Origin of the sequence: Anaerobutyricum hallii (assembly GCF_900209925.1) — a bacterium.
Taxonomy (GTDB): domain Bacteria; phylum Bacillota; class Clostridia; order Lachnospirales; family Lachnospiraceae; genus Anaerobutyricum; species Anaerobutyricum soehngenii.
Genome location: NZ_LT907978.1, coordinates 1,678,718 through 1,696,112, shown reverse-complemented (window position 1 = coordinate 1,696,112; position 17,395 = coordinate 1,678,718). Strand labels below are relative to the sequence as shown.

Here is a 17,395-nt window from a genome sequence, read left to right as displayed (position 1 = left end):
ATGCGTGCACAACGTGTTTAGGAGGAGTTATATGATTCAGTGGAGATTTCCATCAAACGATCATGGTGAAAATAAAGGGATAAATGATTCTGGTGTTGCTACATTCAGGGGTACACCCTTAAAATCTCTGGCGAGGGAGATTTGTCAGAATTCATTGGATGCAACAAGAGATAAAACGGTCAAAGTAGAATTTAATGTATTCTCAATACCTACACAAAATGTTCCAGGAATGAATGTACTAAAAGATGCATTTAGAAGATGCTTAGATTTCTGGGGCACACAAAAAGCAATAACCACGAAGGAATTTTATACCAATGCAATCGATGTTTCACAAAAGGAAAACTGTTCTTTTTTACGAATAAGTGATTTTAATACAATTGGACTTACCGGTACCACGGGAGAGATAAATACAAACTGGACTAATTTAACCAAGTCATCCGGTGCCTCTGATAAAAAAGGTACCGCAGGAGGTTCATATGGAATTGGAAAATTTGCTCCTTTTGCATGTTCTGATTTTTCAACCGTGTTTTATAGTACATATAACGAAGATGAAGAAGTTGCATATCAAGGTGTATCACGATTAGTTACATTTAGAAGGGATGATGATGAAACAACACAAGGTATTGGATATTTTGGCAATGAGAAAAATACTCCTGTAAGAGAGCAGTTGTTTTTAGAGCCAGGTTTTAACAGATCTACTGGAAACTATGGAACAGATATTTATATAGCTGGATATAAATTTGCAAATGGAGATTGGCAAAAAGATATTATAGTTTCTATTCTTGATGGATTCTTGGGAGCAATTTGGAACGAAAAGCTTACAATTCAAGTGGGCGATAAAGAGGTATCAAAAAACACTTTACAAGATTTAATTGAGATTTATAAAGATGATCTCACAGACTATACAGAAAAGTATTATTCCGTTCTTATGTCATCCGAAACAAAGTGGATTGAAGAAGATTTTTTGGGACTTGGTCTTGTTAGATTAGGAATTCTTGTTGGAGATCCTGAAGCTCCGAGAAGGATTGCAATGATTCGACAAACAGGAATGAAAATAATGGATAAAGATCATTTGCCTGGTCATGCACCATGTGTTGGAATTATGTTTATCGAAGGGGATAAGATAAATGAGAAGTTGAGAGTAATGGAAAATCCGGAGCATACTCTTTGGCAACCAGATAGAGCAAAAAATCCCATAGCAGCCAAAGAATTGCTGAAATCACTCAATAGATTTATCAAAGATGAAATAGAAAAAATAATCTCCACAGGTGGCGGAGAAGAAATGGATGCTGTTGGCGTTGGAACATTTTTACCAGATATATCGGATGATTCCAAAGACCAGGTAAAAGAAGAAGTTGTGAGTGATAAGGTTGTTGAGGTCGAAGTGAATATCGCATTAAAAAAGACTAAATCTGGACAAGAACCTGGAAATATCAAATCTGAAGAAGGAGAAGATTCTGGTGGACATATGGAACCAGGTGGAAATGAAGAAGAATGGTTCCATCCAGGTGGTCACACCTACGATCCAAAGCCACATGATCCGCAACCTGCTCATTTAGAAGAAGGTGGTGATGAACCAAGGCCTATTAGAAAAATGGTATCACTAAAAAAATTTATTCCAGTATGTGTAGATAAAAACAAAGGGCAATATATGTTTATGATTGTTCCTAATGAAAGCATATCAAATGGATCAATTGAAGTATATTTATCTGCAGAAACTCAAAATTATAAAGCTCCAATAAAAGGCGTGACTGTAATCGGGGGAAATCAAGTGACATTAACAGAAAATATAATTAGTGGAATTGAATTTGTAAAAGACCAGACAATTCGTCTTAAAGTCGAGCTTGATTATTTTGAGATGTGTGCAATGGAGGTGAGTGCATATGCAACTTCGAAGTAAATATTTCACATATCCTGTTATTTCAGAAGATACTTTTTTTTACGAAAATAGTTTCTTCACATCAAGTGTTGAGCAAACGCTGGATGGATATAATATAAAACTCAAATTGAAAGCCACATTAATTAATCCAGAGCTTGAAGATATGGTAAAAACGGAAGATGTTTTATATGCGCATCATATTGAATGTACACAAACTTGTTTTAGAAAAGTTGTACTGACAAATGAATCTGAAAAAGAATTTATTTTAAGAGATGGCGATGTAAACGGGCTTGTTCAAATATGTTCATTTTTGGTAGCAAATAAGGATATTAATAAGTATTCAAACAAATTATTTTCTTCCGATTTTCGTGGCTTCCGATTTGATATTGAAAAAGGTTGCATTATGGCCGTTGGAAATCAGGTAAATCTTAGAATTAACAAGATTCGAGATGACCTTGCGAACACAGCATCTATTTTTTCAATTGTACCAAGTAGAGATGAAACTATAACTAATATAAAAGTTGATATAAGTGGAAATAAAATAGTTGTTGTCATCCCGCAAGAAACATTTTCCATTTATTCAAATATGAGTAGTAGTCTTGATATTCAGCCGGTAATGCACTCAATGCTTATTATTCCGTCTTTAGTATATGCATTGACAGAGGTAAAGGATTCACGAACACATTTATATGACTATGAAGATTATAGATGGTATAGAAGTTTACGAAAAGCTGCAGAAAAAATGAATGTAAAATTTGACGAAGAATGCTTAGCGAATATGGATCCTTTTGATTTTGCACAAAAATTGCTGGATAGCCCAATTCCTAAAGCTGTCAATTATTTAAGAGGTGATAATGATGAAGAAGATTAAATTTCTAACGGAAGATAGCATTGAAATGCTCAAGAAAAATTCTGAATCATTGTATAAAGAAGTGGTGTTCACTGGTGAAAAGACTTTGGAAGCGTTCTTGGGTAATGCGGGAGAACTAAAAGAAACTGCGTTTGAAATAGAAGATTTTGTTTTAGAAATGGGACAGCCTTCTGGAAAAGAGCCATTAACAGACGCGGAAAATGCACAGCGTGTATATACTCACATGAAAGCACTGTCGGATTCGCAAGCATCTGATGAAAGAATATGGTTGGCTTATACCCTGCAGGAACAACTGGATTATATGAAATATCGATGGAAAGCAAATTCTTCTCAAGATATGTTAAATAGATATTTCTTTAATTACTCACGAAATCGTTCTTTATTTAGAAATGGTATGGCAAGATTATGGTGGATAGGTCGTATTACTTATGATGAAAAACGTACAGATCCATTTGAATTGACAAAATTTTTATGTAATCATCAGGATTTTATAGAAACTATATGTGGTCGTAGTACATTTAATAATCCGATTGTTCAAAAAGCTACATTAACTGCTTTGTTTGATCTACTTAAAAATAGAAAAGCAGATAATCGTGAAATAATTCGTGAAGTAGCAAAATATGTTAATCTATTAGCAGGAACATATCTCTTAGATATGTTATCGTACAAGGAGGTATACGATAAAGTATACAAAAAGATTGCTGAATTGGTAGGGGAATAGAAATGATTTGTAGTGTCTGTGGAAGCGAATTTAGTGTTGAAAAATTTGATATATGTCCATATTGTCTTACTCCTGTAGTGGTAGAAGACAACACAAATAATGAGGTGTCGGAAGTTCTTAATGAGGCTGTTTCTACTGAACTTACAAGTACCATCGAGAAAAATATGAATATTGAACACTCTTCCACAAAAAATATTGAACTCGATGATGAATACGAAGTTACTGAAGCTGATCTCATTGAAGAATCTGAGGAAATTGATTCTCCGGATATTATGATTGATGAGATTGGTTTAAGTGTTCGTGCAAAAAATGCTTTTAGAAGAGCAAATATTCACACGCTTAACGGGCTGATTTCATTTTTGGAAAACAATAGTATTTCGGATTTGAAAAATATAGGTGCGAAGACAGTTCAGGAAACAGAAGCATTAATAGAAAAATTAGGTATTGATGGACATAATTCTTCCCAGGATATTGTAAATAAAGAATATACAGATTTGGAAAAACGTATATTTGAAAATATGTCCTTGGATGTAGATTTCTTAAGCGTAGATGCATTAGTCGAATTAGGGCTTTCAAAAAAAATAGTATCAAGTTTTATAGATAGTAATATTAAATGTTGCCAAGGATTACGAAATTTATCGACAAAAGAATTATCTATGATTGTTGGTAAAAGGTACATAGATCGGTTGACAGCGGTAGCAACGTTACTGGAACAAGATTTAATGTCTTTACTAAAGTATGTTTTGGACAATTCTAGATTATCCAGAGAGTACAAGATATTTCTTAGAAGAGCAAGAGGTGAAACACTTCAAGAAATTGCAGATAATCCGGGGCCACAAGAGAGTTCTATTACCAGAGAAAGAGTTAGACAAATTGAAAGAAAATACATGAAAGGTATCTTACCTTTTGTGAGAGAACTTTTATTTATTTTAAAAGGTTCTAATAATTGTATTGGTGTTCAAGATATTTTGGATATTTTTGATGATGACGAATATGATCAGATTTTATTGTATGTTTCTAAATCATGTGACGAGTTTGAGTATCTTGATTTTGCCGATATGTTTGTTGATAGGAATCAAGAATATTCTGTTGAGGAAAAACTTTTAGAACTGCTTAAGGATTTCGTTGCGGATGGAACTGATTTAAGTGAAAATAGAGAGGATCTTGAAACTGCTCTTGCGGAAACAAAGTTAGATTATTTAGACAAGAATTCCATTACTAATCTTCTTAAGAAGAACAATTATACCTTCTATGGTGATTTTGTCGTAAAAGGAAAAGCTAGCTATGCTCAAGCGTGTATGCACATAATCCGAACAAAATTCATAGATGGAATTAAACTATCTCAAAGTGAATCTGAACAATCTGAAGATCTTATTACATTGAGAAGAATCATAAGTGAGAAATATAAAGGCTTGTCGGTTCCAGCAAGTGACAGAGCTTTAAGCTCTACACTGATTCGTAATGGGCTGATTTTAAGAGGCCGTGGGATGTATATTCCACAGGAAAATGTTACGCTTGATGAGGATCTCTTATCAGAGATAAAGAATTTCATAGATGAATCTGATACAAATAAGGTTTTTTATAATGAAATTTACTCAAATTTTGAAGGTGCCCTAAATTTCATGTGCGGTATAGATAACTACAATTATCTTCATGGTGTACTTGCAATGAGATATCCTGATTCATATGAATATAATAGAGACTATTTGTTGAAAAATGGTGTAAAAGATGAGCATGCTGATAGCATTGCAGATCGAATTTATGCCTTCATCTGTAGGATGGGTCGACCTGTTAGTAAAAAAGAATTATTCCAAGAGTTTAGAGGATTTAGCAATATTATGCTTATTATGCCGTTTGTTAATGATTCTAGATTGTTACAGTGGGAATATAATTATTATTCATGTACAGGAATACTTGATATCACAGAAGAAGATTTATTAGTTCTTAATAATTGCCTTTGTGAATTATTTGAAGAAAACAATGGATACGCAAGTGATGGTTTACTATACGAAAAAACTCTAGACAGATGTCCTGATTTTCTTGAAAAGAATCATATTTCATCAGAGATGAATTTGCATTATATAGTTGCGAAAATGTTTGATTCGACAATGGACTTTAAACGACCTCATATAAGCAAAAAAAATCGTATTAACCTTTTGTCAACAAAGAATGTCGTGATGTATTTAATGAACTATCCTGACCGATTTACATATCAACAGTATATTTCATTGTGTGATAAAATGAAATGGTCTCGAGTAACAGCAAGTGCCGTTCTTGTTGATATTGAAGAGGATTATGCTAGATTATCGATAGATGAATACATCAAAAATGAATTACTGGTCGTTTCAGAGTCAACTGTTTCAGAGTTGAATTCTTTGATTGCGGATAAAATAGAAAATGGAGTTCTTTCGTTGATAAACATTGATTTAGAGGGGTTCCCTGATTGGGAATATCCATGGAATGAATTCATACTTGAAACAGTAATCAAGAAAGAGCTTTCTGATTATGAAGTGATTCAACCAATAATGAAAGATAGACGTTATCAGAGAGGTATTGTTGTTCGTAAAGAAGAGAATATTAATTCTTATGCCCAAATAGTAGCAAAAAGAATGACTGAAACCGGTAATCATAAGATGTCAGAAAGTCAATTTTTGTCATTTTTAGTTGTAAATAATCTTGCTCGAATGGCTATTCCAAATGAATTGACCAACTCTGAATATATTAGAAAAGATGGAGAATTCTATTGTACTATCATTTAAAGTAAATGGGGTGAAACGATTATGTGGGAGGACTTACCTAGTTCCAAAAAAAATGAATATAAGCGTCTGATATTGGCCTTTGCCAGTTTGACAGAAATGTTTGCACAAAAAGTAACCGATAACGTAGAAGAAGCTGCACCTATTATCAATTCAAAATTTCAAGAAACTGCATTTCAGAGAGCCTTTAATGCTTATGCAGAAGATATTGGTAACACATCATATGACGCTTCTTTAGAACATAATGGTGAAAAATATCTGGTCGGAATAAAAACTTTTGGAATATCATCAGGTGATCAAAAGGTTGCACAGTTTAAAGCTAAACATGATGAGTGGTCTGATATTATTGATGAAATAAAAAGACATGCGAATGATGCTGAAGATAAGGCTACTGTTGATTCATTAAATGAAGTTCTATATATGAAGTTGGCCCGTCGTATTGCAAAAATACGAAATGCAAGAATCGATTCCTCTCGTGCAAATATTAAAGGATTTAAAGCGGGTGAAGATGATACTCATGTACACTCTGTTTATCATGTTTTGATGCCTTCAAGTAGAAATGAAGACGCAAAAATATATGTTGGTGAAACTTCGTATGACAAAATCAATCTTGAAAATCTTTCTATATTGGGGTGTACGGGCAAAAAGAATCCTACAAATTTTTTCTTTACAGATGGAAAGCATGTGTACAAATATACCTCTGCAGATAGTCAATTGCATATGAATTTTGATAACAGAAATATCGTATGTGATGAGTGGAATGTAAAATACGCCGATGATGCACATGCTATTTTTGGAAAAATTGCGGATATGGTTTATCCTAAGTCACCAGACTTAGATGACAATTCTAACATATTAGAGATTGAAGATGATGTCGAAGAATTGGAGGTAGAAGATACATACTGTTGGACTATCTGGAATAAAAATCAAGAAACAGAATTATTCTCAGGCTTTAATAGTTTTTTGGCACAGGATCCAAGATGGGAAAAGATCAGCGTGAAAAGCGAATAAGTAAAATTTGCTCTGAATATGAGGATCAGATTGATTCAAAAGTTTTATTTGAAATCAAACAAGGAATGACGACATTTCTGCTTGAGCCTGCATCATCTGTTGATGAAAAAGCACAGAAGGTTAGATTGAGGGAATACTTAGTTAAAATTGCCAAGGCTACCGGTATATTTGATTTGGAGAAAGATCTTTATAAGTCGTTATATCGTCCAATGGATGAAATGTATATTCCGATTCCAGATTCAGCACAATTTCATAAAGAACATCCTGATTTTTTTGGACCAGGATTTGGAACGTTGAAACCAGGAACCAATAAATTAGCTTTACCCAAAGAGCAACGTTGCTTTAATTTGGTCTTTGAACCATCAGGGGATGTCCTGCCAGTATATATAACACAAGACAATGGAAAAGCAATTGAATCGACTGAAAAACAAACTTATTTAGGGGAATGGATTCTTCGCGGAATATTTCAGCTAGATGAGTATGAACCTCTTACATCCAAACGATTATATGAACTAAATATCAATGGACTTCGATTTACGAAATACAAAGGTTCCGACGATATTCATATGGAATTTATTTGGATTGATGAAGAAAATCCGCCAAAAGGATTTATTCCGAGAAAATAGAGATGGCATTTTGCCATCTTCTATTTTAAAATAATAAATTGCAGCGCGCCGCGATTATGATATACTATACACATAAAAACTATTTGAGGAGTGATGAAATGTTTAAATGTGCATCCTTTTTTGCTGGAGTTGGTGGAATTGATTATGGATTTGAAAGTACAGGTGACTTTAAAACAATATATGCAAATGAATTTGATTCATATCCAGCAAAGACATTTGAATTAAATTACGATATTAAAGTGGATATTAGAGATATTCATGAAGTAAAAAGTGAAGAAATACCTGATTTTGATATTATGCTAGCAGGATTTCCTTGCCAGGCATTCTCCATTGCTGGATATAGAAAAGGTTTTGAAGATGAAAAAGGTAGAGGAGAATTATTCTTTGAATTAACAAGAATATTAGAAGATAAAAAACCAAGATTTGCATTCTTTGAGAATGTAAAGAATCTAGTTGGTCATGACAATGGAAACACATTCAGAGTGATATGTGAGCAGTTAGATTTACTAGGATATAAATACACTTATCATGTATTAAATGCAATGAACTACGGTAATGTAGCTCAAAACAGAGAGCGAATCTATATTGTTGCATTTAGAGAAGAACGAGATTTCGAAAGATTTCAATGGCCATTATCAATTCCATTAACATCAACCGTAAAAGATCTTATTGATTTTGAAACAAAGATTGATGAAAAGTATTATTATACGCCTGGAAAGTATAAGGGAGAAATATATGATGCTTTAGTTGAAGCGATGCGTGATGACGATCCTCTTCATCCAGCCATCTATCAATGGAGACGGAAATATGTTCGCAAAAATCAATCCGGTGTTGTTCCTACCCTTACTGCGAACCAAGGTGAAGGAGGTCATAATGTTTGTCTAATTAAGACGAAACATGGTATTCGAAAAATGACTCCACGAGAATGCTTTAATACTCAGGGCTTTCCCGAAAACTATATTCTGCCTAGCGATATGAGCGACGCAAGATTATATAAACAAGCAGGTAATTCTGTTTGCGTTTCTGTTATTTCAAGAATAGCTGAGGAAATTGCAAAAGTTACAAAAGACTAGGGGGACTTCAGACGGCAGATACCAAGCATCCAGATGCTGTAACATCAAGATGTGATAGATGTGACAGTACCACACTTAGTTGAGTGGTGTCTGCCGTCTTCTAGTTTATATTGATTGATGTTGTGACACATTCGGTTACTGGTGTTACGAATGAATTATCTGAAATGATAGAGAAACTACCGAAAGAAAAGCAACAGAGAATTATCAATGCAGTGAGAGCATTGGTGGAATAAATACGTGAATAAGAAGATGGAAGGGCTTATTGCTCTTCTTTTTTTATTTGGTTTAACGTGAAATAATATGATATAGTAGTTCTAAAGACTTATATATAACTCTAAGGAACTTAATAAAATGAATAAAAAAAATATAACACTTGTATTTGTTGCTATCGTTTTTTCGATTATTGTTGGAATGATAATTGGGAAAAGCTTATTAAAGTATAAAGAAGGTGAGCCAGATGTAGTTGGCAGTTTTTCTATGAATAGAGATGAGAATCTTACAGTAGTTGCTAACAGAAAAAACATTTCTGATAAAAAAGAAGCATTTGCAAGACTGCTTTTAAAAATGTACAAAGAGAATTCATTTCATTCAATAAAATTTTCTACAGATCATGGATATGCAACCAGCCTTGATATGACCGTATATTCTTGGAAAGAAGATATCGAAAATGGAAAATCCATTATGCAGATAGAATTTAGACCGATTGAATATGGAAAAGATTATGATATTGTTCATAATCCGGATAAATATGTGCTTTTTATCGATGGAACAGAAATAAAATGAAATATATAGATATGCAGATAAAGCGCAGAAAAAGAGGATTGCTCAACACAGGAGGATATTTTCAATTACCCTCAAAATGATAAAAGCGAGGCAACGGAAAATCCGTTGCCTCATTTCAGTATTATGACAATTAATCTAGTTCCGCCCCTAATTCATACCTCCAATATTCCGCCGCCTCATACTCCCTGGGTTCTGAGAGTACCGGTACGGTAAAGAGTTCAACTGGAACGCCGAGTGTTGATGCGAAGAGTTTCATAAGATCTTCTTTCGGTGTTCGGACATCGCTTTCGTACTGAGCAATCCGGACATCAGCACAGCTGTCAGAAAATCCGACAGCTATGCCGAGTTCTTTCTGGGTGAGATGATTTTTCTGTCTTAAGTGTTTTAATTTTCTTCCAAATGTAATCATAGTATTATTCTCCTGTGCTTCCGAATGACCCGGTTCCTCGTTCTTCACCAAGGTCCAGGACAAAGTCTGCAATCACGACCGGTGTAATCACCAGCTGACCGACGCGTGTGTCTTTATGAATGGTCTGAGAAGATATGCTTACGTTGCTGATAATGGCATGGATCTCACCACGGTAACCGGAGTCGATCGGTGGAAGTTCGCATACCAGTCCTTTTGCTGCCATGCTACTTCGTGGAAAGACATATCCGGCAAATCCATCCGGTATGATGAGACCGAATCCAAGTGGAATTCTTGCAACCTCACCTGGTTTTAATACGCAATCATAAGGCATGAATACATCAGCACCGGCATCATTTTCATGTGGCCGGAAGGGATGATGATCTGCTTTCAGACCAAAGTCAATCAGTTTAATCTTTATGGTTGCTCACCTCCTTCCTGATGAGCAATGGATAATCAGTTTTTAAAATATCTGACGGCATCCAAAGTTTCGAAATAGGATTCTGGCAGGACATCTGTTTTTCCATACAGCTTCCTCTTTGACAGAATGGACCGGTCAGATCCGGTGCAAAAAGAATCGGGCTTAATTTGTACAATCTTTGCCAGATATAGAGCATCACGATCCTGGTTTCATCCGTATTTCTTCTGCAGGTTCTCTGGCCGATCATATGTTTCCACTGGTAAGGTGTTGCACTGATGATCAGTACGTTTCGAAGTCCCTGAGGTGTAGCATATCCGGCTGAATCATGATCAATGCCTAAGGTACAAAGCTCTGCATAATGATCCAGATCTGACTGACAGCTTTTCTTGTAAATATCCTGGATTTCTTTATCTGCTTTCATGATTCCATATGGAATAGCAAATGCAGCATGACTGGAATAATTGCTGTACTGCAGAGATGCACTCATGTACTTTACTTCGTTCTGATGCCTTGTGATCTGTGCCAGGAAGCGTCTGCTTGCACCAACAACAGCCACGGTAATGACCATGAATTTCTGTACTGTTGGATGGGGAAGTCCTGCAATGTTTTCTACGGTCTTCTGACTGTAGGATTGATGGTAAAGATCCATCAGATCTGCCATGTTCTGGATCGTATGACCGTGTTGTGTGAGCCTGGCAGCAAAGACCATATTCTGTTCTGCTTCCCGGATCCCATAGCAGTTCAAGATGGCTGTTTCAATGTGATCCATAGGCCTGTTCCTCCTTTACCAGAGCTTTTAAAAGGATCAGATAATTGATGCAGTCTGTAATCTTTTCATCCCACTGTTCCATATCAAAATGTAACAGAGTGGAATAACACATATCGTAAAGGGATACGACATGTTTCGACATCATACCAGCCAGTGCTGCTTTTGGATCACAGTTCTGTAAAGCGGCAGCAATCTTGAATGCACTGAGGCGATCAATATTGTCACCGGTATATTCTTTCTTTTTATGTGCCAGAATATCGGCACATTTTCTCATCTGAAGTTCAAATACAACATTAAATTCTTCTTGTGTCATGTGATAGTTCCTCCTTTGTTTTGTGATAGTTATCGTTCGAGATCTTTGGTTTTTGATCTCACTGGTTCTGGAATCTGCATCTGAAGAATGGCATCAACATTCTGATCGGCAGTATCCAGATTTTTTAATTTTTCTTTCAAGCTGCTTATTGCTTCTTCTTCGGAAGCTATCTGCTGTTGCAGTTTTTCTTTTTGTAAAGTCAGAGTTTTTAGGCTTGTCATCTTTCCATCCTGATAAAAGGATCTCAGCCAATCTCTGGCTTCTTCATATTTCTGAATTTCCTTCGCATGTTCTTTTCGGTATTTTCCTTTGTACTTTGCTTTTGAAAATTGGGAATAAACTTCTTTATTTGCATAGTACTGGCCGGTATAACGGATCTGATCTTTGAGGATCCTTAGATCGGACCGATGCTGAGCAAACTGTGTCTGCATTTCCTTCAGTTCCTGCTTTGATGCAAGCAGTGTATTTTTCAGATCTGACTGCGTATCAAATCCATGTTCCTGCACATAGATAATGGTATTTGCCATTTGCTGCAGATTAGTAAGTTTTACCCGATGAGCATAGGCTGGGCTCTGCATTGCTTTCACATTTGTCTGGAGATTTACAACCAGGCGCAGGTGAGATCTGACATAGAGGATGGCCAATGGATCCTTGCGTAAGAAGGTCTGTTCCAGGTGTGCTTTTCCATATCGTGTTCCCAGTGCACGTTCAGTAATCCGCTTCTGTCGATCAGGATGAAGATAGCTGTATCTGCCACGATGCTCAATCACAGAGATCTGAAATTGTTCCAGAAGTTTGGATTGGAATTCATCAAAACTATTGGATGTGGCAGCGCATTCATCAATCGCATTTCGCAAATATTCTTTCTGTGTAAGGAACACGGCGGATGTTGGTTTGAGACCATCTTCGATAATTTTCTGATTGATTTCATCCAGTTTTTGCTGACCATGTTTCTGTGCTATATATTCTTTTTGAGTAGTTTTTCTTTCAGCTGGAACAAGAAGATCTATCTGGTGAAATCCTTCTTGTTGACACCGTTCCATGACTGTTTTCTTGAATGCGTTCATGAATTTATCGGTGGAACGATGCTTGTAACCGGCAGCTTCCTCATGTGGCTTATCCATATACGGCTGCCTTTCCACTGCAGTCTTCCTCACACTGTTTATGACGATGTGGGTATGGATATTTCCGGACTCATTGTGACCGTCAGTATGAGTAACCACCAGTGCCTGATATCCAGGAAACATCTGCTTTGCAAGTTCCAAACTGATTGCTTGTGCTATTGGTCCGGTAAGTCCATTTTCTGTAACATCGGCTGGATCGTAGCTGATAATGTAGTGGTGACTTTTGATATCTGCACGTTTCTTATTCTTGTGAAAATAAGCATTTGTCAGTTCACATTCCTTGTCAAAAGACATCGGATCACAGTTCAGCCCATCCATATAAAATTCTTTTCGAAGGATGCTTCGACCAGATTCATCTACAATCTTTTTTCCGGTTTTCTCATCGTGTTCAAACAGAAGATAATTGATAGCAGATGAGTAATTTGCATTTCTGCTTTTAATATGCTTTACGATTGCCATTCATACCACCTGCCAGTTTCAGTACTTCTTTTCTCAGCTGAAATAAGTCAGTGATGCACTGATGGATTTCATTTTCTATAGCACGTGACTGACTACCACCACTGTTAAAATGCTTGGCGATCTGATTGAGATTCGATCCGATCTTTCCATATTCACTGACCAGTTTTCTGAGATCGTTCATGTCTGCAACAACTTCAATCTGATGATTGATTTGCTTCTCAAGCAGAAGTTTTCTCAGATATTCAGATCGTGAGATTGAAAAACAAGCAGCTCCTTGATCCAGCAAATTGAGTTCGACATCTGTCAGTCGTACTGCAACAAAATGTCTGTGATTTAGTTCTTTATCTTTGTTTTCTGTTCTCATATTCCTCCTTTCGCTACGACTATTCCTCCCACCGGGAGTCACGTATTTTAATATCGGCTGTCCCTTCCGATATTAGAAGTAGTGCTGTGAACACCTTTAGGTGGAACCAACAGACAAGTGAAACGTCTGTTATGAAGAGGGTATGGGGAGATCCCCATCAAGATAAATCCCATAGGATGACAGGATGCCAATCGGCAATACTGTTAAACATGGGTGGATCTTGCTCTGTATGTGTACCCCTCTATATAACGAAACGCTCAGAGACTGTTTTACAGTGGGGGAAAAGAAAAAATATCAAAAAAATGATGATTAATGGTGAGCTTGTGATAGAATGAAAAAAAGAGAAAAGCATAAAGGATGTAGTTGTGGAGAAAATTTGTTATGATTAGAAAGTTGCTGAACGGAGATATCGATAGAGTTGCTGACATATGGTTAAAGACAAATCTGAAAGCACATTATTTTATTTCCAATCAATACTGGAAAAGTAATTATGAATTAGTAAAAGAAATGATGTCACAATACGAAGTTTATGTGTTTGAAGCAGATAAAATGATACAAGGATTTGTAGGACTAAATGATAAATATATAGAAGGTATTTTTGTCTCCGATGAAATGCAGTCATGTGGCATAGGTAAGCTTTTATTAGATTATGTTAAGGATAAAAAAGTTAGCTTACGATTAAATGTATACCAGAAGAATGCCAGAGCAATTTCTTTTTACCAAAGAGAAGCGTTCATTATTCAATGTGAAGGCTTGGATGAAGCTACTGGTGAAAAAGAGTACACTATGCTATGGAAACGAAAATAGAAATCGGGATTTGTAGTAAAGGAGGTTTACAATGGGGTTTTGGATTTTTATGTTGATTATGGATTTGCTTCTTCCTTTTACGATGATTGGTTTTGGAAGATATTTTATGAAAAAGGCTCCAAAGGAAATAAATTCAGTATTTGGATATCGGACTTCGATGTCTATGAAGAACAAAGACACATGGGAATTTGCTCATAAATATTGTGGTAAAGTCTGGTATGTCTGTGGAATGGTTATGTTGCCGATAACAGTAATATTCATGCTTTTAGTGATTGGAAAAAATGAAGATTGTGTTGGGAGTATAGGAGGAATTATCTGTGGTGTTCAACTTATTCCTTTAATTGGGTCTATTCTCCCAACAGAAATAGCATTAAAAAAGAATTTTGATAAGAATGGAACAAGACGATAAATGCCATTTTTTGAAACTGAGAAATCGGGATTGACCGAGTTCTTTGAGTGAGATACACTTCTTGGACGAAGGGAAGGAAGAAGGAAAAAGTACTTTAGAGGTATTATGGAATGAGTAATAAATTGGTTGAGCACAAAGAATCAAAAGAAATATTAACTGGAAATCAAAAGAAAATTTTGTTTTGGATTTGTTTCATTATTTTAAGTATAGCTTTCATTACAGTCTGGATAAATATACTTTTGACATCTAAAGCATTTAATACACAAATGGAAGAGATGGTACTGGGAGAAGATTACTATATGGAGGATATTGTGATTACAGGTAAAAGGGCTGAAGATGCTTCGGTTGATACGATATCTCAGAATTATTTCTTCTACTACAACAATGGAAAAGTGAATGATTATCACAAGCGAATGCAAGTACCGGGATTTGTATATTCGGAATATAATGTAGGAGATTCCATAGCTGCATATACCACAGACCATGTTAGTTATTCTTATTACAAGTATGGGATTCTTCCGGATACAGGGTATACAAACAATGAATTAATGAAAGTGGCTGGCGTATTGCTTGGAATTGGAATATTTTTATTGGCTTTGTTTGGGGTGTTAAGTAAGAAAATGAATTACAAGAAGTAACCAACTTCCCGTTTATTGGGAAGTCGCAGAGAACGAAAAATCGGGATTTATCAGAAAATGAGGAATAGTTGAAATGGAGGCGCTATAATAACATGAAGATTGAAGGGAACCAGAAAGAACTGGATGCAATGGTAGAATTTCATAAGGGAAACCGTGTCGAGGGGCTGAGATTGCAAGAAGAATTTGCAGCGGAATTTCGTAAGGAGTATAAAGACAAAGATCACTGTCCTTGCCTGAAAGCCTGTCGTTATCACGGAAACTGTAAGGAATGTGTAGCAATCCACAGAGCGCATCAGGAACATGTTCCTAATTGTATGCGATCATTGATTAATAAAAAATTGAAATTGATGTCAGAATTAACAGAGCATACCTTGGCAAATGAAATAGAAGCGCCACATGAGATTTTAAGAAAATAGGCAAGTCAAATTCAAGTTTGTTGAATTAAAAATGAAATAAAGTTCCAGTAATCATAGAGTGTATGGATTCAATTCCATATGCTCTTTTTCTTTACTTAATTTCATGAAAAATGTAAAAATCTAATGTTACGAGTTGCATTAAAGAAAACTCGTAAGAAAAAAGTAAAAAAATTTGCTTTTGACCACTGTAAAACATGCTCTGAGCGTTTCGTTATATGAAGGGATAATTTTTCTTTCATATTTCAAAGAAAAGAGGATAAAGAAATGTCAGAAAAAAGATGTTATACAGTTCAAGAGTTACAGGAAATCTTAGGAGTCAGCAGACCTACTATTTATAACCTTTTAAAGAAAAAGGAATTCCGGTGGATCCAGTTGGATGGCGGAAAGTATCGCATCTCTAAGAAGAGTTTCGATGACTGGCTCGATAACTTGGAACAATAAAAACAGGGTGTTGATCAGGCAGATTTTGTCTGCATCGACATCCTAAATTTTTATCTGGATTTGAGATATGATATAAGAAAAAACACTAACACTAAAAAAGACAGGAAGTGAAGAATAAATGGCAACAGCAATTATGAAACAAAAAGAAGTTCCGGAAATGGACGATGTAGAAGAGATCATTTCAAAGATATCAGAAGACAGTCCTTACAAACGGCGTCCGACACAAAAGAGAACCTGGATGACCGTGCCGGAAATGGGAAAGCTGCTGGGATTAAAAAAGACAGATCGATACTGGCTGGTGCATAAAAATGTTTTTGAATCTAAAGAGATTGCCGGAAAGATACGAATCAATATTGCCAGCTTTGAAAAATGGTATGCCAATCAGATTAAATACCATAAAGTTACCGGAGAAGAACCGGGGAAAGAATTGAAATCCTGGTCCTATTCTGTTAAGGAAGTCGCGGATCTGTTGGGTGTTGATGAATATCTTGTTTATGATTTACTCAAGAAAAATCAAATGGAAGCTGTTATTGTCGATTACTGGAAACGAATACCAAAAGAATCTTTTCAGAATTGGTATAAAAGCCAGTCCCGGTATCGAACAAAGGAAGACAGAAAAAAAGACGCTCTTTTGGAAAATGCAACTATTACGATGCCTGAGATGGCACAGCTGCTTGGAACAACCAGAAGCGCAGTATATACAATTCTTGATAATCCGAAGTATAGTCATTTTTTTGAATTCATTGTGATTGCAGAAAAGAAAAGGATCACAAAAGAGAGTTTTCAAAAATTCCTGGAAGGTCAGGACCGTTATAAGCTGGATCCATCGAATGATTATGAAGAACTTGCACAGGAACAGAATATTGCCCTGGCTAATTTCCGGCGGAAGAAATTATCACAAACCGGAATACGAGGAAGCAATGGAAATATAAAATATCTTACTTTTGATGAAGCTTCCTATCTGGCAAAGGTCAGCAGAAGCATGATTAACAAGTGGGCGGATAAAGGGAAGTTCACAGTAATAAAAGTTGGCAGTCGAGTAAGGATCTGTCGGGATGAATTTGAGGACTGGATGGAACAAAGAGATTTGGAAAGGAGCATGCAATAA

General features: G+C 35.8%; 20 protein-coding genes. 14 read left to right on the top strand and 6 right to left on the bottom strand.

Features of this window, described 5'->3' with window-relative positions; translation table 11 throughout:
• Positions 1-31 precede the first annotated feature (31 nt).
• The 8 genes from EHLA_RS07695 to EHLA_RS07660 all read left to right on the top strand — a co-directional run bounded on the left by EHLA_RS07695 (position 32) and on the right by EHLA_RS07660 (position 9,720).
• Entirely contained in the window at positions 32-1,900 is a 1,869-nt protein-coding gene (locus tag EHLA_RS07695) for a hypothetical protein (RefSeq protein ID WP_096240109.1), read from the top strand.
• Positions 1,884-2,750: a hypothetical protein gene (locus EHLA_RS07690; protein ID WP_096240107.1), complete on the top strand. Its 867-nt coding sequence runs from the start codon at positions 1,884-1,886 to the stop codon at positions 2,748-2,750. Before EHLA_RS07695 ends, EHLA_RS07690 begins: the two co-directional genes overlap by 17 nt.
• Positions 2,734-3,471 (top strand): DUF6339 family protein, encoded by a 738-nt coding sequence (locus EHLA_RS07685; protein WP_123864849.1) that lies wholly within the window; start codon positions 2,734-2,736, stop codon positions 3,469-3,471. The genes EHLA_RS07690 and EHLA_RS07685 overlap by 17 nt, the downstream gene beginning before the upstream one ends.
• A 2-nt stretch (positions 3,472-3,473) precedes the next feature.
• A complete protein-coding gene (locus EHLA_RS07680) occupies positions 3,474-6,230 on the top strand; it encodes a DNA-directed RNA polymerase subunit alpha C-terminal domain-containing protein (protein ID WP_096240103.1) in 2,757 nt (918 codons plus the stop codon).
• A 21-nt stretch (positions 6,231-6,251) separates the two neighbouring features.
• On the top strand, positions 6,252-7,238 hold the full coding sequence (locus tag EHLA_RS16505; protein WP_197702349.1) for a hypothetical protein: 987 nt from the start codon (positions 6,252-6,254) through the stop codon (positions 7,236-7,238).
• On the top strand, positions 7,208-7,864 hold the full coding sequence (locus tag EHLA_RS16500; protein WP_197702348.1) for a hypothetical protein: 657 nt from the start codon (positions 7,208-7,210) through the stop codon (positions 7,862-7,864). Before EHLA_RS16505 ends, EHLA_RS16500 begins: the two co-directional genes overlap by 31 nt.
• A 98-nt stretch (positions 7,865-7,962) precedes the next feature.
• Positions 7,963-8,937 (top strand): DNA cytosine methyltransferase, encoded by a 975-nt coding sequence (locus tag EHLA_RS07670; protein WP_096240101.1) that lies wholly within the window; start codon positions 7,963-7,965, stop codon positions 8,935-8,937.
• 351 nt (positions 8,938-9,288) lie between these two features.
• Positions 9,289-9,720: a hypothetical protein gene (locus EHLA_RS07660; protein ID WP_096240099.1), complete on the top strand. Its 432-nt coding sequence runs from the start codon at positions 9,289-9,291 to the stop codon at positions 9,718-9,720.
• 130 nt (positions 9,721-9,850) lie between these two features.
• On the opposite strand, the gene EHLA_RS07655 is transcribed toward EHLA_RS07660, so the two are convergent.
• Genes EHLA_RS07655 through EHLA_RS07630 form a run of 6 tightly spaced genes read right to left on the bottom strand, consistent with a single transcriptional unit; the run spans position 9,851 to position 13,576 of the window.
• A complete protein-coding gene (locus EHLA_RS07655; protein WP_096240097.1) occupies positions 9,851-10,129 on the bottom strand; it encodes a helix-turn-helix domain-containing protein in 279 nt (92 codons plus the stop codon).
• A 4-nt stretch (positions 10,130-10,133) separates the two neighbouring features.
• On the bottom strand, positions 10,134-10,547 hold the full coding sequence (locus tag EHLA_RS07650; RefSeq protein ID WP_096240095.1) for a dUTP diphosphatase: 414 nt from the start codon (positions 10,545-10,547) through the stop codon (positions 10,134-10,136).
• A complete protein-coding gene (locus EHLA_RS07645) occupies positions 10,537-11,316 on the bottom strand; it encodes an FAD-dependent thymidylate synthase (RefSeq protein WP_096240093.1) in 780 nt (259 codons plus the stop codon). Before EHLA_RS07645 ends, EHLA_RS07650 begins: the two co-directional genes overlap by 11 nt.
• The gene (locus tag EHLA_RS07640) at positions 11,303-11,629 is read right to left on the bottom strand and encodes a hypothetical protein (RefSeq protein ID WP_029471619.1); all 327 of its coding nucleotides are present in this window, start codon (positions 11,627-11,629) and stop codon (positions 11,303-11,305) included. The genes EHLA_RS07645 and EHLA_RS07640 overlap by 14 nt, the downstream gene beginning before the upstream one ends.
• 29 nt (positions 11,630-11,658) lie before the next feature.
• On the bottom strand, positions 11,659-13,212 hold the full coding sequence (locus EHLA_RS07635) for a relaxase/mobilization nuclease domain-containing protein (protein ID WP_096240091.1): 1,554 nt from the start codon (positions 13,210-13,212) through the stop codon (positions 11,659-11,661).
• Positions 13,190-13,576 carry a plasmid mobilization protein gene (locus EHLA_RS07630; protein WP_096240089.1) on the bottom strand — a complete coding sequence of 129 codons (387 nt, stop codon included), beginning with the start codon at positions 13,574-13,576 and terminating at the stop codon, positions 13,190-13,192. The genes EHLA_RS07635 and EHLA_RS07630 overlap by 23 nt, the downstream gene beginning before the upstream one ends.
• A gap of 381 nt (positions 13,577-13,957) precedes the next feature.
• On the opposite strand from EHLA_RS07630, the gene EHLA_RS07625 reads away from it, so the two are divergent.
• The 6 genes from EHLA_RS07625 to EHLA_RS07600 all read left to right on the top strand — a co-directional run bounded on the left by EHLA_RS07625 (position 13,958) and on the right by EHLA_RS07600 (position 17,395).
• Positions 13,958-14,383: a GNAT family N-acetyltransferase gene (locus tag EHLA_RS07625; RefSeq protein WP_054705468.1), complete on the top strand. Its 426-nt coding sequence runs from the start codon at positions 13,958-13,960 to the stop codon at positions 14,381-14,383.
• 31 nt (positions 14,384-14,414) lie between these two features.
• Positions 14,415-14,792: an SdpI family protein gene (locus EHLA_RS07620; RefSeq protein ID WP_003864540.1), complete on the top strand. Its 378-nt coding sequence runs from the start codon at positions 14,415-14,417 to the stop codon at positions 14,790-14,792.
• A gap of 110 nt (positions 14,793-14,902) precedes the next feature.
• Positions 14,903-15,430 (top strand): LPXTG cell wall anchor domain-containing protein, encoded by a 528-nt coding sequence (locus EHLA_RS07615; protein WP_096240087.1) that lies wholly within the window; start codon positions 14,903-14,905, stop codon positions 15,428-15,430.
• A 92-nt stretch (positions 15,431-15,522) separates the two neighbouring features.
• Complete coding sequence (locus EHLA_RS07610) at positions 15,523-15,846, top strand: LPS biosynthesis protein (protein WP_096240085.1); 324 nt, start codon at positions 15,523-15,525, stop codon at positions 15,844-15,846.
• A 264-nt stretch (positions 15,847-16,110) separates the two neighbouring features.
• Positions 16,111-16,287 carry a helix-turn-helix domain-containing protein gene (locus EHLA_RS07605; protein WP_003864535.1) on the top strand — a complete coding sequence of 59 codons (177 nt, stop codon included), beginning with the start codon at positions 16,111-16,113 and terminating at the stop codon, positions 16,285-16,287.
• Between the two features lie 118 nt (positions 16,288-16,405).
• On the top strand, positions 16,406-17,395 hold the full coding sequence (locus EHLA_RS07600; RefSeq protein ID WP_096240083.1) for a helix-turn-helix domain-containing protein: 990 nt from the start codon (positions 16,406-16,408) through the stop codon (positions 17,393-17,395).

Coding starts and splice junctions, on each gene's coding strand:
- EHLA_RS07685 (WP_123864849.1), top strand. CDS start 2,734: ATGATGAAGAAGATTAAATTTCTAACGGAAGATAGCATTGAAATGCTC.
- EHLA_RS07625 (WP_054705468.1), top strand. CDS start 13,958: ATGATTAGAAAGTTGCTGAACGGAGATATCGATAGAGTTGCTGACATA.
- EHLA_RS07640 (WP_029471619.1), bottom strand. CDS start 11,629: ATGACACAAGAAGAATTTAATGTTGTATTTGAACTTCAGATGAGAAAA.
- EHLA_RS07670 (WP_096240101.1), top strand. CDS start 7,963: ATGTTTAAATGTGCATCCTTTTTTGCTGGAGTTGGTGGAATTGATTAT.
- EHLA_RS07655 (WP_096240097.1), bottom strand. CDS start 10,129: ATGATTACATTTGGAAGAAAATTAAAACACTTAAGACAGAAAAATCAT.
- EHLA_RS07660 (WP_096240099.1), top strand. CDS start 9,289: ATGAATAAAAAAAATATAACACTTGTATTTGTTGCTATCGTTTTTTCG.
- EHLA_RS16505 (WP_197702349.1), top strand. CDS start 6,252: ATGTGGGAGGACTTACCTAGTTCCAAAAAAAATGAATATAAGCGTCTG.
- EHLA_RS07605 (WP_003864535.1), top strand. CDS start 16,111: ATGTCAGAAAAAAGATGTTATACAGTTCAAGAGTTACAGGAAATCTTA.
- EHLA_RS07615 (WP_096240087.1), top strand. CDS start 14,903: ATGAGTAATAAATTGGTTGAGCACAAAGAATCAAAAGAAATATTAACT.
- EHLA_RS07600 (WP_096240083.1), top strand. CDS start 16,406: ATGGCAACAGCAATTATGAAACAAAAAGAAGTTCCGGAAATGGACGAT.
- EHLA_RS07635 (WP_096240091.1), bottom strand. CDS start 13,212: ATGGCAATCGTAAAGCATATTAAAAGCAGAAATGCAAATTACTCATCT.
- EHLA_RS07610 (WP_096240085.1), top strand. CDS start 15,523: ATGAAGATTGAAGGGAACCAGAAAGAACTGGATGCAATGGTAGAATTT.
- EHLA_RS07695 (WP_096240109.1), top strand. CDS start 32: ATGATTCAGTGGAGATTTCCATCAAACGATCATGGTGAAAATAAAGGG.
- EHLA_RS07630 (WP_096240089.1), bottom strand. CDS start 13,576: ATGAGAACAGAAAACAAAGATAAAGAACTAAATCACAGACATTTTGTT.
- EHLA_RS07645 (WP_096240093.1), bottom strand. CDS start 11,316: ATGGATCACATTGAAACAGCCATCTTGAACTGCTATGGGATCCGGGAA.
- EHLA_RS16500 (WP_197702348.1), top strand. CDS start 7,208: ATGGGAAAAGATCAGCGTGAAAAGCGAATAAGTAAAATTTGCTCTGAA.
- EHLA_RS07620 (WP_003864540.1), top strand. CDS start 14,415: ATGGGGTTTTGGATTTTTATGTTGATTATGGATTTGCTTCTTCCTTTT.
- EHLA_RS07690 (WP_096240107.1), top strand. CDS start 1,884: ATGCAACTTCGAAGTAAATATTTCACATATCCTGTTATTTCAGAAGAT.
- EHLA_RS07680 (WP_096240103.1), top strand. CDS start 3,474: ATGATTTGTAGTGTCTGTGGAAGCGAATTTAGTGTTGAAAAATTTGAT.